Raw genomic sequence first — 14,497 nt, forward strand, 5'->3', positions numbered from 1 at the left:
AGTTCTGAGGGAGGGTTTCCCTCCGCAGGAAACTTTTCAAGGCAGTGGTGGGTTGAGAGCAAACACTGATTGCTACCTTCTGCCTTTCTCTTGTACTAGACACTTTGAGTATTACCGTTGGCTGCTTTTTCTGCGTTAGCTTTTAAACGGCTAATAGTACTTCTGCGGATGCGTTCACTTTTACGTACACCACCCGCCATCTCATATTCGTGGCTATCTTTGCCGTATTTAACGGCAACTCCCAGTAGCATGTGAGCAGAGAGATCGCTCAAGATTTTCTCTAATTCTTTAATCTCGCTTTTGTAAGCATCAACCACGCACACAGCAGTATTATAAGACTGGATTTTACTGCGCAATTTCTCTATTATCTGTGTCATATTTTCCAAGTTGCGATTATTCCCAAAATCTATGTTTGGATCAATCGCCTTGAGTCCATAGGTTCTTAATACAGCTTTTTCTAAAACACGTGATTTCTGTTTTTGACGAGGCATAGGTGTCTCCCTTGTATAGTGTTTTAAAGCTAGCTTGCCTTAGCGAAGCTGCATTTCGGTTCAGCAATATACACAAACATTTGCGATTTTTATAACAAAATTTTTAAGTAATTTTACGAAGATAATTTGAACGTAAGGGCGCGAGGTAATGACAAAACTTGTTGTCCTAACGACAAAGGTTGCGGAAGTGCGATCGCAATATCAGGAACAGTCAACTGCGATCGCTGTTTAAAACGTTTTGATGTTGGTAAGAAAAGCTGATTTTGAAAACGCAATCGCAAATCAGTGAAAAGTAAAACAAAATCCTTGAGATCAAGCAATTCAGCCTGCGGGCGGTTGTTGAATATCAAGCTAGTATTTGTATTAACTCATCGTTCATCAGCTAAAAAACCGAACTCCGATTTAATATTCCAACGCCTACCGTCGTGAATTAATAACGTCAATTTGTCAGCAGTAAACTCAAAATGTAACTGCCGATTTTCAAATTCTGGCCAAGCAGCTTTAAAGTTCTGTCGCGTTAAGTCCCGAAATGCCACTGTCATGTGGGGTGCAAAGGGGCGAGATTTGCCAACTTTGTCTACAATACCCAAGTTTGCTTCTACATACGCCATTAAATCTGCTTGCAAGGTCAACAGTTCTTCGCTTCTCACTACATCTATATAGATGACGCGGGGTATAAAGGCAGCAAACCCACTGAGTGTAATCGGTATTGACTGTTGCTTACTAGCAAACTCCGTGAGGGATGCTTCTATCCGTGACACATCGCTATCTGCCCATTCAAAGGGCGGTTGCAGCGTAATGTGGGGTGGGGATTTTTGCGCGTGTTGGCTGGCGTAATTATCAGCGAAGTACTGCTTGATTTGGTTAGCGTAATCTTGAATGTCTTGTGGTGGTAGCAAGGCAATGAAAAAGCGGCTCATTCAATTTTGGATTTTGGATTTTGGGCTTTAAATTAACATTGCGCAGCAAATACTTGTTGGAGAATATTACAACTAGATTACGATACAAAAATTCAAGAGGTTGCAAGTAAATGCCTTGGTTTGTGAAAATTGAAGCAGGCAAAGTCGATAAACCTACCTTTGACCAACACGTACCCGCCCATAAAGCTTACGTTCAGGATTTGATTTCCAAAGGACACAAAGCCAAAACAGGTTATTGGGCAGAATTCGGAGGCGGGATGATGCTGTTTGAGGCAGGCTCGATGGAAGAAGCCAAAGCCATTGTAGCCCTTGACCCATTGGTAAAAAATGGTTGTGTGAATTATCAGTTACACGAATGGCGAATTGTTATGGAATAACACTCAATTACTGATTTTTAGTGTTATGCTGTTAATAGACCTGGACCTATGCGACTTCAACGCCCAAATCTTGTCAGGACCGGAAGGTAGCAGCAATACGGGATGCTTGTGGTAGGCGTAGACTCCGGGTCGCCCTATTTGTAGGAGCGTTCAGCAGCAATGCCTGGTTTTGGAGATATTGTTCAAAAAGCTTTTTACCTCGGTGTTGGGTTAGCTTCTTACGCGGGTGAGAAAGCAGGGGGAAAATTAGCCGAACTGCGATCGCAAGTCCAAAAACTGGCAGATGAAATGGTGGCAAAGGGCGAAATGACAACGGATGAAGCCCGTCGCTTTGTCGAAGATATGATGAAGCAAGCTCAACAGCCCCAATCATCTGGTGCAGCCACAGACAAAACACAGCCTGCTGAACCTCGCCGCATCGAAATTTTAGAGGAAGATGAACAGCCAACGGCCAAAGATTCCTCAAGCGATGATGATGATGTAAATGGATTGCGCTCCCAAGTGCTAGAACTGCAAGAAGAATTAAAACGGCTACAACGCGATGAGTAACCAATAGCAGAAATTTAGCAACCGTTCAAAATATAGTAAATTTTTGAATATACTTTGTCTAGGATCTACCTAGTACTTCCAGCCAGGTCACACTGAGCGCTCTATTCATAGCCAGTAAAGGCGTCAAGTTTATGGACAAGTGGCAGAAAGATTTGATGGACATCATTGAGACAGTGGCCGTTGAAGTAGAGCACTTTTTCCTCGGAATGAGTGACATGGTAGATGCTTTTTTAGAAATTACAGAAGAAATTACAGAACAAGTACAAACTACAATTGCCACTGAAGTTGACCAGTATTTACACGACCTAGCCGAACCAATGATGGAGGTTTACTGGGAATTAGAAGACGTAGTGGCAGATGTAGATCCGGGTTTTCCTTATCCAGTTGAACCCACACTAGAAAAAAACCCCGCCTGCGTTGGTTGCACTCACTACCACGGTCAAGTGTATGGTGGTAATTTGTTAGTTTGTGCCATGCATCCCCACGGCTGGGATGATAATAATTGTCCAGACTGGGAACAGGAGTAGAAGGGGATGAGGGAGGAGTGTGGGGAGGGAGGGGAGAGAGGAGAGAAATGAACCAAACTTAGCTCTCTCACACCTCCCACACCCCTTGTTTGCCCAATGATAAATGATAAATAACAACTGACAAATGACAACTGACACTAAAGAAATTAAGTACGGCGAACGCGAGATTGCGGAGGGACAACTAATTACTTTTCCAAATCCGCGTGTGGGTAGGCGATATGACATTAGCATTACTTTGCCGGAGTTTACCTGTAAATGTCCGTTTTCCGGTTACCCCGATTTTGCGACGATTTATATTAGCTATGTCCCTGATGAGCGAGTAGTGGAATTAAAAGCACTCAAGCTTTACATTAACAGTTACCGCGATCGCTACATTTCCCACGAAGAGTCTGCCAATCAAATTCTCGATGATTTTGTTGCCGCTTGCGATCCTTTAGAAGCAACGGTAAAAGCAGATTTTACTCCCCGTGGTAATGTGCATACAGTGGTGGAAGTGCGGCATCAGAAGCCAGCGAATCAGTAATATCGTTTACTTAGAAATATTCTTCGCCGCAGACTGCACCTGAACCACAACTTTTTTAGACAGAGGAATATATCCTAATTCCACACTGGATTCTTGTCCTTCAGTCACAGCCCAGTCAACAAAGTTTTTTAGCGCTTGGGCTTTGACTGAATCTTGATATTGTTTATAAGTTAGCAGCCAGGTATAAGTGACAATCGGATAGGAATTGGCACTTGTAGGATCGGCAATAAAAGCAATCAAGCTATTATTGGGTAATTTTACCGCCTCTAAGGTTTTAGCTACCGATTCTGGTGTGGGGATGATGTAATTACCAGATTTATTTTCTAAAGCCGCTACAGATAGTTGATTGTGAGTGGCGTAGACATACTCAACATAGCCAATAGCGCCTGGAGTTTGTTGAATCTGGGCAGAAACGCCTTCATTACCCTTAGCAGCAATTCCCACTGGCCATTCTACAGCCCTACCAGCCCCGACTTTATTATTCCATTCTGGACTGATAGCACTAAGGTGTTGTGTTAAAACGCTGGTTGTCCCGCTACCATCAGTTCGGTGTACGACTTTAATTGGTAGATTAGGCAAATTTACGCCTGGATTAGCTGCTGCTATTCGAGGATCGTTCCATTTTCTAATTTTTCCTAAAAAGATACTTGTGTAAACTTGGCGTGATAGCCTTAGACCAGTTGGCAGATTGGGTAAATTGTAAGCTAGCACTATTGAACTAGCAGTCATGGGTAAAGCGATGACTCCCCTTTTTACTTGAGCTGCTTGTTCATGTGTAATTCCCACATCACTGGCGGCAAAGTCTACAGTACCTTGGATGAGTTGTTGCACTCCTACACTGCTTCCTAGGGATTGATAGTTAATTTCTACATTGGGATTTCGTTGGTTGTAATCTACAATCCAGCGCTGGTATAAAGGTGCTGGAAAACTTGCCCCAGCACCCATAAGAGAAACAGTCTTGGTATTTCTAGAATCAGCAGCGCAGGAAGCAATACTCAACGAAACAGCGATTAAGGGTACAAGACAAGCCCATCGCTTAAATTGAAGTTGAGCAGACATACAAATCTTGAGTTCCAACTTTTAATTGATAGCCCTGGCAATTCTCCGGGCTGATATTTGTACTTGTGTAAAACGCAATTAATTTTAGAGCCAGGAAAACTCTCATCAAAAGAGTTGTTAAAAGTTGTACTCAATTGAGATATTCAGCATTTGTGGTTTGATTACTCTAGATTGTGTTGCTAACTAAAAGGTGATGACTAAACTTCAGGAATTGGATGCTAAAGATTCTGTAGTCTTAGTTTCATTGCCATCTTCTGAACGATTACTCAGCCGATCTAAAATATCCAAAACTTGCTGTTCAAAAGCAACTTGGGCGCGATTAGTTTTACCACCAACAAAAAGGCGATCGCCTTTTTTCAATGCCCAAATTTGTGAGTGAGAAAAGTAACTCATCACCACACCCAACATCAATAGAGCAAATCCTGTGTAAACAATCGGGATGCCAGGATCGGCTTTAATTTGTAAGCCAGTACTGCCAATTACTTCCAAAATTTTCAGCCTTACGCCATTAACTTGGGTAGACATTCCCGCACGCACAGTATCAATCAACTTACCAGTGGCATCGTAAATTAACACCATACCTTGCAAGTCTTTAGCTATTAAAGAAACACCTTCACTTAAATCTGGTTTGGTGGGAATCCATGTACCCCAAATACGCCCTGCACCATTGGTATTCAATTGTGCCATTGGCAGTTGGAAAATGGGGCTGTTATTAAATTGAACGCGAACACCAGAGAGTCCCCAATCAGTTTGATAGAAAGTGACGCCATGATAACGCAGAGGTTGGTTGACAAAAATCTTTTTGTGGTCAACTTCTTGCCCCTGATTATTCAAAACAGACATATCTGAATAAAATTGGTCGATTCCACCAGCAGGGGTGTAGTCAATCCAAAACCGATTGACTCGCACAGACCAATCTTTCGGAACTTGGGATAATGCTAAAGGCCCCGCATCAATAATATTTTTCACTTGAAATGTATCGCCGCTGGGAACCATTTCTTGAGCAACAAACCCAGTCATCGCCCCCCAAATTCCTCCCAACAGAATCGTGACGATACCAACATGAACGATAATCGGGCCGATGCGTCCGACTATTCCCTTACGGGCATAGAGAATGTCATCTTTTTCTTGAAAAATTTTATAACGCTGGTTTTTTAATATTTGGGTAAGCGTATTTAAGGAACCAGTATCTAGTTCCGCACTCAAAGCTAATTTTTGAAATTGTCGGGGTTCATCGTAATATTTCCACCGTTGGGCAGCTTTTAAAGCCGGGAGTTGACGGGTAAAAGTACAAGCAGTCAGGCTAGTACCAAATAAGACCAGCAAACTTAGAAACCACCAAGTACGATATACATGGTCTAATCCCACTACTTGAATCACCTTCCAACTCAGGAAGCCAAATAAGGCTGGGTGTTCTGGGTAGTTAGCCTGGTAAAATGCAGGTGACTGACCTTGTTCAATTACAGTACCGCTAACGCTAAAAAGGGCGATTAATAATAGTAGGGCGATCGCTAATCGTAAATCTGTCAATATAGGCAACAGCTCTCGCCGTAGCACTCGCCAAGGTAATGACCACCATCTTGATTCTGTGGTCGCTGAATTTTCTCCAGTCATTGCTTAAAAACTTCCAAAGGGAATCCGCGAAATTAAGGAAAACACACCAAAGCCGACCAACAACACACCGCTAACTGGGTTAATCCAACCAGACCAGCGGCGCAACTCCAGCAGCTTTTTAATTGCAGCAGTAAAAGTACCTGCCAAAATTAAAGGTGCTACATAACCTGCTGTATAAGTAATGAGCAAAACAGCGCCTAAAATTAAGTCTTGGGTATTCGCCACCCAACCCAGCAAGCTAGCCAAAACTGGTGTACTACAAGGTGACGCTACTAAGCCGAAAGTCAGTCCAATTAAATAGGAACGCACTCCAGGGGGTAAATCTTGCGAAATCCAATTCGTTTCGCCCAAGGACGGAAATTGCAGAGGTAGTGCTTCCAGTAGGTTTAACCCCATGAGAATGGCGATAACACTCACAATAATCGGTAAACCAATTCCCACTTGACCGTAAACTTTGCCTAAAAAGGCTGCTACTATTCCCAATCCTGCTAATGTGGTTGCTAATCCCAGCGCAAACCAAGTTGATTGGGCTGCTGCTTGCACGCGGCTTTTCGCTTCATAACCGCCAATATAGCCAATGGTAATGGGCAGCATAGAGAGCATACAGGGCGTCAGGCTGGTAAGTAAACCAGCCGCAAAAATAATACCAATACTCACCACGCTGAGGTGTCCCAATTGATTAGAGACAAGGGCATTGGCAAATTGTTCTAGTTTGTAAAGTTGGATTTGCAAAGTCTCAAGCATGGGGCATTATGGACGGGAAATGCTTACTCTGCTTGAATTTTAGCTTACTTTGTGATTCTAGGCTGGAGCTATTTTATTGTAGCGTGGGCATTGTCTACAGTTGGCTCAAACCCTAATTTTTACGTTGTAGGCATTACCCATCCTAGAGTTGAATTCTAAAACTGAAAAATAATCTGAGGTGTTTATGGACTGCTATAAAGCAAGCATTTATGATAATTCAAGCTGTTAGTAAACTTTGTTTTTTATAGGTTGCCTGAACAAAAGCCTGAAAAATTCTTTGATGATTTGGATCGTTAGCTGAAAGTTCCGGATGCCATTGCACGCCAATAGCCCAAGGATGATGTTCGTGTTCCACAGCTTCAATCACCTCATCTTCTAAAGCATAGGCAACAACACGCCATCCTGGTGGTACTTGGTGTACTGCTTGGTGGTGCCAAGAGACTACAGATATGTGAGTACTTTGTACACAGTCAGCTAAACGGCTTTCTGCATTTATCTTCACCATGTGTTCTGTTGGTAAACGCCTTCCTGGTTCAGGATCTAGACGATGCAATACTGAAGTACCGTATACCTCTGGTACATGGGGAATGAGAGTTCCACCAGAGGCGACGATAAGAATTTGTAAACCCCGACAAATACCAAATACAGGTAAATGATACTCAAGGGCAAACTTAGCTAGTTGCAGTTCAAAAGCATCGCGATCGCCATCTACAGAATAAATGCTAGGGTGGTCACAACCCTTGTAGCAATTAGGGTGAATATCTCCACCACCAGAGATAATCAAACCATCTAGAGGCTCTAAAAGCCTAACGGTGTCAGTTTCGCCAGGTGGTAATAATATGGGAGTCCCACCTGCGGCGCGGACAGCATCTATATAACTACTTGGTAGAGAAAATGGTAAAGCATCTTTGCGACCGTAGGTTGTAATTCCAATCAATGCATTTCGTGATTTTCTACTCATAGCTTTTCTTTACTCCTAAGGTTTTGAGAGTTGGGATTGGTGCTTGTGTAAGATTAACCACATCTGTTATACCCAATAGTTCATAAAATCTGGGAAATTTTAGTGGTTGCTTGAACACCCTAGGAGGGGGATTTATTTTTGTCTAGTTCTCTTAAATATCACATATCAATACTAGATCTACTGTAAAAGTTATACCTTGAGCCGACAAATGTGCGATTGTTCTTTTTGAAAGCACTCATAGGCTATTTGTTTGCCATCAGGCGACCAAACTGGACGTGAATCTCGGCCTTTATTCGTAGTTAGTCGAGTTTGACCAAAACCATCAGCGTTCATTACATAAATGTCTGAGTTACCATCCCGATTAGATTCAAAAGCAATTCGTTTACCATCAGGTGACCAAGCTGGGGTTTGAGATATTCCTTGATCTGTAAGCTGAGTGTTACCAGAGCCATCAGTATTAATTACGTAAATATAACCATTGTTCTTGAAAGGTTCAGGACTTGAATGGTAAGCAATTTTTTTACTATCTGGCGACCAAACTGCGCCTGCATTATTATTTTGGTCTTTAGTTAATCGAATTTGATTAGAACCATCCGCATTCATCACATAATTTTCTTCATTACCATCGCGTCCAGAAATAAAGGCAATTTTTTGACCATCAGGTGACCAAGAAAGCACAGAATCATATCCCGGATTTTTGGTGATTCTTGTAACATTAGAACCATCGGCATTCATCACATAGATTTCATAATCATTATTTTCCCGACGAGAACCAAAAGCAATCTTTTTGCCATCTGGTGACCAAATATAAGGATAATCACCCGCTGGATTTTTAGTTAAATTCGTTTGTCCAGAACCATCAGCATTCATGACGTAGACTTCTGGGTTGCCATCACGTCCAGAAAGAAAGGCAATTTTCTTGCTATCTGGTGACCAAACGGGAGAGCGATCCTTTACTTTATTATTGGTGAGATTCTTGATATTTGAGCCATCAGCATTCATTACATAAATTTCTTCGTTGCCAGGATTTTTCAAACTCATGAAAGCAATCTGCTTGCCATCTGGTGACCACTGTGGTTCTTCAGCAAGCTGAATTTTGGGAGTTAAATCGGTTATGGTTCGTTGAACAATAGGAGGTTTTTTAGGAAAGATTTCAGCTTTAGCCTCTGTGAGATTATTGCTAGCACAACTGGTAAGGCTTAGTACTAATCCTAAGAAGCCAGAAAAGCTGATAAAGCGATTATTTAAAGTACGCATGAGCAGTCACCCCTTTAAAATCAAAATAATTTTTAGGTTTATTAGTTTATTTATCACCTCAATTATGTTGACTGTTTGCTGTTAAAATTTGTTCTCTGATTTTGTGATGTTACTTCCAGATAAATATCAACTTGAGAGAACTCAGCATTTATATAGCACTCATATTTGATTTTTGAAAAAAAACTCAGTACACTTTTATTCCTTCTTCCCTGTTCCCTCCCTACGTAAATAATTTCAGTAATCAAATCGGATTGCTATATAGCACTCCTATCTGACTTGTGAACTTACTGGTAGAGGCAGGATTGAGGAAACAATGAGATAGAATCCTAATGTTGATATAAATCACATGTCTCAAGCATAAACAGAGCATCTGAGACAATCAGGGTAACTGATAACTATGAATTGATATTTAGGAGTAATTTTATGGTTGTACAAGTTCACCCCATCCAAAAACAACCAACTGTTACTTGGGAAGCACTTCCAGCCGACTATATTTTACCTGACGATCCAGTGGAAAATATTCAGCAACCCTCACTCGCTGCGGCGCTTACTGATGCTTTAGGAACCGCAGGATGCATCCAACCTCAAATGCTGATTGACACTAATTTTGGACTGGTAGCCACGGTAAATAAAAAAATTGTCGTTAAAGCACCTGATTGGCTTTACGTCCCGCAAGTGCAGCCTGTAGCCGCTGATGTGATTCGTCGGAGTTATACCCCGAATTTAGAAGGAACTGCTGTGGCTGTGGTGATGGAATTTCTTTCAGACACAGAGGGGGGAGAACTATCAGTACGCTCAACTCCACCTTATGGTAAACTCCATTTTTACGAACGGATTCTCAATGTTCCCACCTACGTAACCTACGACCCCTACGAACCAAGTCTAGAAGTACGTTGCTTGCAAAATGGAGAATATGCTTTGCAGCCAGCAGATGCTAATGGAAGGTTCTGGATTCCAGAGTTAGAGTTATTTCTCGGAATTTGGTACGGTGAAAGACTATGCCAAACCATAAATTGGCTGCGGTGGTGGGATAGAGATGGAAATTTGCTGTTGTGGAGCAACGAACAAGCAGAACAGGAACGTCAACGTGCTGAACAAGAACGTCAACGTGCTGAACAAGAACGTCAACGTGCTGATATATTAGCAACTAAGTTACGAGAGTTAGGTGTTAATCCTGATACGCTCTCTTGATATAATACCGATTTAAACAATGTTTGCGACAGATAAATCATTCGGAGGGCACAGCAGTGCTGTGCCCCTACCCATCGGTCACATTCTTTTTTCAAATTGGTATAATTAAACAATTCTCGAACCTATACCCCAAAACCAAAAATAAAGTTCCCCAAAGGCATAGCCTAAGGGATTTTATGCAAGTGAGTACAGCAATTAATATATATAAAAGTATCTAAAATACTTCATGAGATAATCGTAGAGAAATTAGAGAGAAATCAAGAGCTGCAATCTGTCCATAAATTGTGATTTTAATTTAGGCAGAAGACAGTTATTTAAAACAGAATATTCAAAAAAATTATTGCCTGGGATTAGCTAACTCTAATTCTTCTATCAATACATTCCCCTAATTTTGAGTAGCAGGTAATTATAAATAAACCCAGGTTTGAAATGACTGGAAGTAAAGAGTCCAAATTATGGACTCTTGACGTTTATTTATGCCCCTCTACTGAGCAATGTGGATATCTTCGCATTTGGCTGACAAGGCAGGAGTAAATGATGAACAAAACCTTTGCTACTATCGACGGGAATGAAGCTGTCTCCCGTGTTGCTTACAAATTAAATGAAGTAATTGCGATTTATCCTATCACCCCCTCCTCAACAATGGGTGAATGGGCAGATGCTTGGTCGGCTGAAGGTCGTCCTAACCTTTGGGGTACGGTTCCCAGCGTGGTACAGATGCAAAGTGAAGGTGGGGCTGCGGGTGCAGTACATGGGGCGTTGCAAACGGGTTCCCTGAGTACCACTTTCACCGCATCCCAGGGATTATTGTTGATGATACCGAATCTCTACAAAATCGCTGGGGAATTAACAAGCGCGACAATTCACGTCGCTGCACGTTCTTTAGCTACCCATGCTTTGTCGATTTTCGGCGATCATAGCGATGTGATGGCAGCACGTGCTACAGGGTTTGCGTTACTGTGTTCGGCTTCGGTGCAAGAAAACCTTGATTTTGCCCTCATCGCCTATGCTGCAACCCTAGAAGCGCGAGTACCATTTATGCACTTTTTTGACGGCTTCCGTACCTCCCATGAAGTGCAGAAAGTAAAGCTACTCTCTGATGATGATTTGCGATCGCTCATCAACGACAATCTCATATTAGCCCACCGCAGCCGCGCCCTCACCCCAGATCACCCAGTATTGCGGGGTACAGCTCAAAACCCCGATATTTATTTCCAGTCCCGTGAAGGCGCTAACCCCTACTACAGCGCCACCCCCGAAATTGTTCAACGTCTGATGGATCAATTTGGCGATCGCACTGGCAGATATTATCAAATCTATGAATATCATGGCGCACCCGATGCCGAGCGCATAATCGTCATCATGGGTTCTGGCTGTGAAACCGTCCATGAAACCGTAGATTACCTCAACAACCAGGGCGAAAAAGTCGGTGTCGTGAAAGTTCGACTTTATCGCCCCTTTGATGTAGAAAGATTTGTCGCAGTCTTACCTAATAGTGTAAAAGCGATCGCCGTTCTCGACCGCACCAAAGAACCAGGTAGCGCAGGCGAACCACTTTATTTAGATGTAGTCGCTGCAATTCATGAAGCATGGGAAGCATCTTCCTTGTCCCCCTCATCCTCTCCCAAAATCATCGGTGGTCGCTACGGTCTTTCCTCGAAAGAATTTACCCCAGCGATGGTGAAGGGAATATTCGATAACCTTGCTTTACCTACGGCAAAAAAACACTTTACTATCGGTATTAATGACGATGTTAGCCATACATCTTTAAGTTTTGACCCCAATTTCTCGACTGAACCAGATAACGTTGTCCGGGCAATGTTTTACGGGTTAGGCTCAGATGGTACAGTAGGCGCTAACAAAAACTCCATCAAGATTATTGGCGAAGAAACCGACAACTATGCCCAAGGCTACTTTGTCTACGACTCCAAGAAATCTGGCTCGATGACGGTTTCTCATCTACGCTTTGGCCCTCAGCCCATTCGCTCAACCTACCTCATCGACAAAGCCAACTTTATTGGTTGTCATCATTGGGGATTTTTGGAACGAATTGATGTTCTCAAAGCTGCGATTCCGGGGGCGACTATTTTAGTCAACAGTCCCTATGATGCAGATGCGGTTTGGGAAAATTTACCTGGGAGAGTGCGGCAGCAAATTATTGAGAAGCAGCTGAAATTATACACGATTAATGCTTCCCAAGTTGCTCGTGAAAGTGGCATGGGCGGCAGAATTAACACGATTATGCAGGTGTGCTTCTTTGCCTTAGCTAATGTTTTACCACAACAAGAAGCGATCGCCAAAATCAAACAAGCGATAGAGAAAACCTACGGTAAGAAAGGCGCGGAAGTTGTCCGCATGAACTTGCAAGCCGTTGACCAAACCCTAGAAAATCTACATGAGGTAGAAGTCAAATATGAGGAGCAAGGAAAATGGATAGATGAAGAAGCATACAGCCAAAATCCTCTGCCTATTAATGCCCCAGAATTTGTGCGGGAAGTCCTTGGTAAAATCATGGTATGGCAAGGTGATGACCTCCCTGTAAGCACACTACCCCCTGATGGCACATTCCCCACAGGTACAACCAAGTGGGAAAAACGCAACGTCGCTGAAGAGATTCCTGTATGGGATGCGGATGTCTGCGTTCAATGTGGTAAATGTGTGATGGTATGTCCTCATAGCGCCATCCGCGCTAAAGCGTATCAGGCGAGTGAGTTAGTTAATGCACCAGCAAGCTTTAAGGCAATTGATGCCAAAGATCGGGACTTTGCCAATCAAAAATTTACCATTCAGGTAGCCCCAGAAGATTGTACAGGCTGCGTCATCTGTGTGAATGTCTGCCCAGCCAAAAATAAATCTGAGCCGTTGAAAAAAGCCATTAACATGGCAAAGCAGCTACCTTTGCGGGAACAAGAACGCAAAAACTGGGATTTCTTCTTAAGTTTGCCCAATCCCGACCGCAGACAACTAAAACTCAACCAAATTCGTCAACAACAACTGCAAGAACCATTATTTGAATTTTCTGGTGCTTGTGCTGGTTGTGGAGAGACACCTTATTTAAAATTATTGACACAACTGTTTGGCGATCGCGCAGTCATTGCCAATGCTACTGGTTGTTCTTCCATCTATGGCGGAAATTTACCCACAACCCCCTGGACAACCAACGCTGAGGGAAGAGGCCCAGCCTGGTCTAATAGCTTATTTGAAGATAACGCCGAATTTGGTTATGGCTTCCGCCTTTCCTTAGATAAGCAAGCAGAATTTGCAACCGAACTGCTGCAACAATTCACTGGTGAAATTGACGATAATCTGATTCACTCCATCCTCAACGCTACGCAAAACACTGAAGCTGACATTTGGGAACAACGGGAACGGGTGGCGTTGTTGAAAAAACGACTAGATGAAATCATCAATTCCTCATCAGACTTCAATCTAAAATCCAAAATCCAAAATCTCAAATCCCTTGCAGATTACCTCGTTAAGAAAAGCGTCTGGATTGTTGGCGGTGACGGCTGGGCTTATGATATTGACTTTGGCGGTATCGATCATGTCTTAGCCAGTGGTCGCAATGTGAATATCTTGGTAATGGATACAGAAGTATATTCCAACACAGGCGGACAATCATCAAAAGCCACCCCAAAAGCAGCAGTAGCGAAATTTGCCGCCAGTGGTAAGCCTGCGCCCAAGAAAGACTTAGGTTTAATCGCCATGACCTACGGAAATATCTACGTAGCGAGTGTAGCCCTTGGTGCCAGAGATGAACATACCCTGAGAGCGTTTTTGGAAGCAGAAGCTTTTGATGGCCCATCGTTGATTATTGCTTACAGCCATTGCATCGCCCACGGCATCAACATGACCACAGGGATGAATCACCAGAAATCCTTGATAGAATCAGGGCGGTGGTTGCTGTATCGGTATAATCCTGAGTTGCACAAAGATGGTAAGAATCCCTTGCAATTAGATATGAAAGCGCCTAAGCAGCCTGTAGAGCAATCAATGTATCAAGAAAATCGCTTCAAGATGCTGACTAAGAGTAAGCCAGAAGTTGCGAAACAACTGCTAGAACAAGCGCAAGCGGAAGTAGATGCACGTTGGCAGATGTATCAATATTTGGCAAATAGAAATGAGTAATAGGTTCTTGCTCTTACCTATTATCACAATTTTGACTAGTACCTGGCGGCGTAAATAAAGCTGCCATTGTAGTCTGAATTAACTTCAGGGTTCCCAGAATCAACTTCAGGGTTGACGTTTCCGTGTTTCACGTACTCTGAATTAACTTCAGGGTTC

The 14,497-nt window shown here is 42.8% G+C and carries 14 protein-coding genes and 1 other RNA gene; 7 read left to right on the forward strand and 8 right to left on the reverse strand.

Annotated elements, in window-relative coordinates:
• Nucleotides 1–95: 95 nt before the first annotated feature.
• The 3 genes from BV372_RS28495 to BV372_RS28500 all read right to left on the reverse strand — a co-directional run bounded on the left by BV372_RS28495 (nt 96) and on the right by BV372_RS28500 (nt 1,411).
• Nucleotides 96–491, reverse strand: coding sequence for a hypothetical protein (locus BV372_RS28495; RefSeq protein WP_086689876.1), 396 nt, complete (start codon nt 489–491; stop codon nt 96–98).
• Nucleotides 492–604: 113 nt separating this feature from the next.
• Nucleotides 605–841, reverse strand: coding sequence for a hypothetical protein (locus BV372_RS35570; protein ID WP_143845349.1), 237 nt, complete (start codon nt 839–841; stop codon nt 605–607).
• 18 nt (nt 842–859) lie between these two features.
• Nucleotides 860–1,411 (reverse strand): 2'-5' RNA ligase family protein, encoded by a 552-nt coding sequence (locus tag BV372_RS28500; RefSeq protein WP_086689878.1) that lies wholly within the window; start codon nt 1,409–1,411, stop codon nt 860–862.
• 110 nt (nt 1,412–1,521) lie between these two features.
• Here BV372_RS28500 and BV372_RS28505 point away from each other — a divergent pair, with 110 nt between their 5' ends.
• The 5 genes from BV372_RS28505 (at nt 1,522) to queF (ending at nt 3,387) form a co-directional block, all read left to right on the forward strand.
• Nucleotides 1,522–1,788 (forward strand): YciI family protein, encoded by a 267-nt coding sequence (locus BV372_RS28505; RefSeq protein WP_086689880.1) that lies wholly within the window; start codon nt 1,522–1,524, stop codon nt 1,786–1,788.
• A gap of 37 nt (nt 1,789–1,825) precedes the next feature.
• Nucleotides 1,826–1,922, forward strand: an RNA gene (gene ffs / locus BV372_RS28510) — signal recognition particle sRNA small type.
• Nucleotides 1,923–1,947: 25 nt separating this feature from the next.
• Complete coding sequence (locus tag BV372_RS28515; RefSeq protein ID WP_086689882.1) at nt 1,948–2,337, forward strand: phasin family protein; 390 nt, start codon at nt 1,948–1,950, stop codon at nt 2,335–2,337.
• A 131-nt stretch (nt 2,338–2,468) separates the two neighbouring features.
• A complete protein-coding gene (locus tag BV372_RS28520; protein ID WP_086689884.1) occupies nt 2,469–2,864 on the forward strand; it encodes a hypothetical protein in 396 nt (131 codons plus the stop codon).
• 124 nt (nt 2,865–2,988) lie between these two features.
• On the forward strand, nt 2,989–3,387 hold the full coding sequence (gene queF, locus BV372_RS28525; protein WP_086689887.1) for a preQ(1) synthase: 399 nt from the start codon (nt 2,989–2,991) through the stop codon (nt 3,385–3,387).
• 6 nt (nt 3,388–3,393) lie between these two features.
• Here the strand turns inward: queF and pstS are convergent, their stop codons facing one another.
• The 5 genes from pstS to BV372_RS28550 all read right to left on the reverse strand — a co-directional run bounded on the left by pstS (nt 3,394) and on the right by BV372_RS28550 (nt 9,022).
• On the reverse strand, nt 3,394–4,446 hold the full coding sequence (gene pstS / locus BV372_RS28530) for a phosphate ABC transporter substrate-binding protein PstS (protein WP_086689889.1): 1,053 nt from the start codon (nt 4,444–4,446) through the stop codon (nt 3,394–3,396).
• 204 nt (nt 4,447–4,650) lie between these two features.
• Nucleotides 4,651–6,060: a cytochrome c biogenesis protein gene (locus tag BV372_RS28535; protein WP_086689891.1), complete on the reverse strand. Its 1,410-nt coding sequence runs from the start codon at nt 6,058–6,060 to the stop codon at nt 4,651–4,653.
• 3 nt (nt 6,061–6,063) lie between these two features.
• Nucleotides 6,064–6,804, reverse strand: coding sequence for a cytochrome c biogenesis protein CcdA (locus tag BV372_RS28540; RefSeq protein WP_086689893.1), 741 nt, complete (start codon nt 6,802–6,804; stop codon nt 6,064–6,066).
• Between the two features lie 217 nt (nt 6,805–7,021).
• Nucleotides 7,022–7,765: a gamma-glutamyl-gamma-aminobutyrate hydrolase family protein gene (locus BV372_RS28545; RefSeq protein ID WP_086689895.1), complete on the reverse strand. Its 744-nt coding sequence runs from the start codon at nt 7,763–7,765 to the stop codon at nt 7,022–7,024.
• 189 nt (nt 7,766–7,954) lie between these two features.
• Nucleotides 7,955–9,022: a DUF5050 domain-containing protein gene (locus tag BV372_RS28550; RefSeq protein ID WP_086689897.1), complete on the reverse strand. Its 1,068-nt coding sequence runs from the start codon at nt 9,020–9,022 to the stop codon at nt 7,955–7,957.
• A 423-nt stretch (nt 9,023–9,445) separates the two neighbouring features.
• Here BV372_RS28550 and BV372_RS28555 point away from each other — a divergent pair, with 423 nt between their 5' ends.
• Nucleotides 9,446–10,213 carry a Uma2 family endonuclease gene (locus tag BV372_RS28555; RefSeq protein WP_086689899.1) on the forward strand — a complete coding sequence of 256 codons (768 nt, stop codon included), beginning with the start codon at nt 9,446–9,448 and terminating at the stop codon, nt 10,211–10,213.
• Between the two features lie 537 nt (nt 10,214–10,750).
• Nucleotides 10,751–14,341, forward strand: a complete 3,591-nt coding sequence (gene nifJ, locus BV372_RS28560; protein WP_086689902.1) for a pyruvate:ferredoxin (flavodoxin) oxidoreductase — start codon at nt 10,751–10,753, stop codon at nt 14,339–14,341.
• The last annotated feature ends 156 nt before the right edge of the window (nt 14,342–14,497 follow it).

Origin of the sequence: Nostoc sp. T09, from assembly GCF_002154695.1 — a bacterium.
Classification (GTDB): Bacteria; Cyanobacteriota; Cyanobacteriia; order Cyanobacteriales; family Nostocaceae; genus Aulosira.

Excerpts from the sequence above, each read along its gene's own strand:
- BV372_RS28495 (WP_086689876.1), bottom strand. The coding sequence starts at position 491 with ATGCCTCGTCAAAAACAGAAATCACGTGTTTTAGAAAAAGCTGTATTA.
- BV372_RS28500 (WP_086689878.1), bottom strand. The coding sequence starts at position 1,411 with ATGAGCCGCTTTTTCATTGCCTTGCTACCACCACAAGACATTCAAGAT.
- BV372_RS28505 (WP_086689880.1), top strand. The coding sequence starts at position 1,522 with ATGCCTTGGTTTGTGAAAATTGAAGCAGGCAAAGTCGATAAACCTACC.
- BV372_RS28515 (WP_086689882.1), top strand. The coding sequence starts at position 1,948 with ATGCCTGGTTTTGGAGATATTGTTCAAAAAGCTTTTTACCTCGGTGTT.
- BV372_RS28520 (WP_086689884.1), top strand. The coding sequence starts at position 2,469 with ATGGACAAGTGGCAGAAAGATTTGATGGACATCATTGAGACAGTGGCC.
- queF (WP_086689887.1), top strand. The coding sequence starts at position 2,989 with ATGACAACTGACACTAAAGAAATTAAGTACGGCGAACGCGAGATTGCG.
- pstS (WP_086689889.1), bottom strand. The coding sequence starts at position 4,446 with ATGTCTGCTCAACTTCAATTTAAGCGATGGGCTTGTCTTGTACCCTTA.
- BV372_RS28535 (WP_086689891.1), bottom strand. The coding sequence starts at position 6,060 with ATGACTGGAGAAAATTCAGCGACCACAGAATCAAGATGGTGGTCATTA.
- BV372_RS28540 (WP_086689893.1), bottom strand. The coding sequence starts at position 6,804 with ATGCTTGAGACTTTGCAAATCCAACTTTACAAACTAGAACAATTTGCC.
- BV372_RS28545 (WP_086689895.1), bottom strand. The coding sequence starts at position 7,765 with ATGAGTAGAAAATCACGAAATGCATTGATTGGAATTACAACCTACGGT.
- BV372_RS28550 (WP_086689897.1), bottom strand. The coding sequence starts at position 9,022 with ATGCGTACTTTAAATAATCGCTTTATCAGCTTTTCTGGCTTCTTAGGA.
- BV372_RS28555 (WP_086689899.1), top strand. The coding sequence starts at position 9,446 with ATGGTTGTACAAGTTCACCCCATCCAAAAACAACCAACTGTTACTTGG.
- nifJ (WP_086689902.1), top strand. The coding sequence starts at position 10,751 with ATGAACAAAACCTTTGCTACTATCGACGGGAATGAAGCTGTCTCCCGT.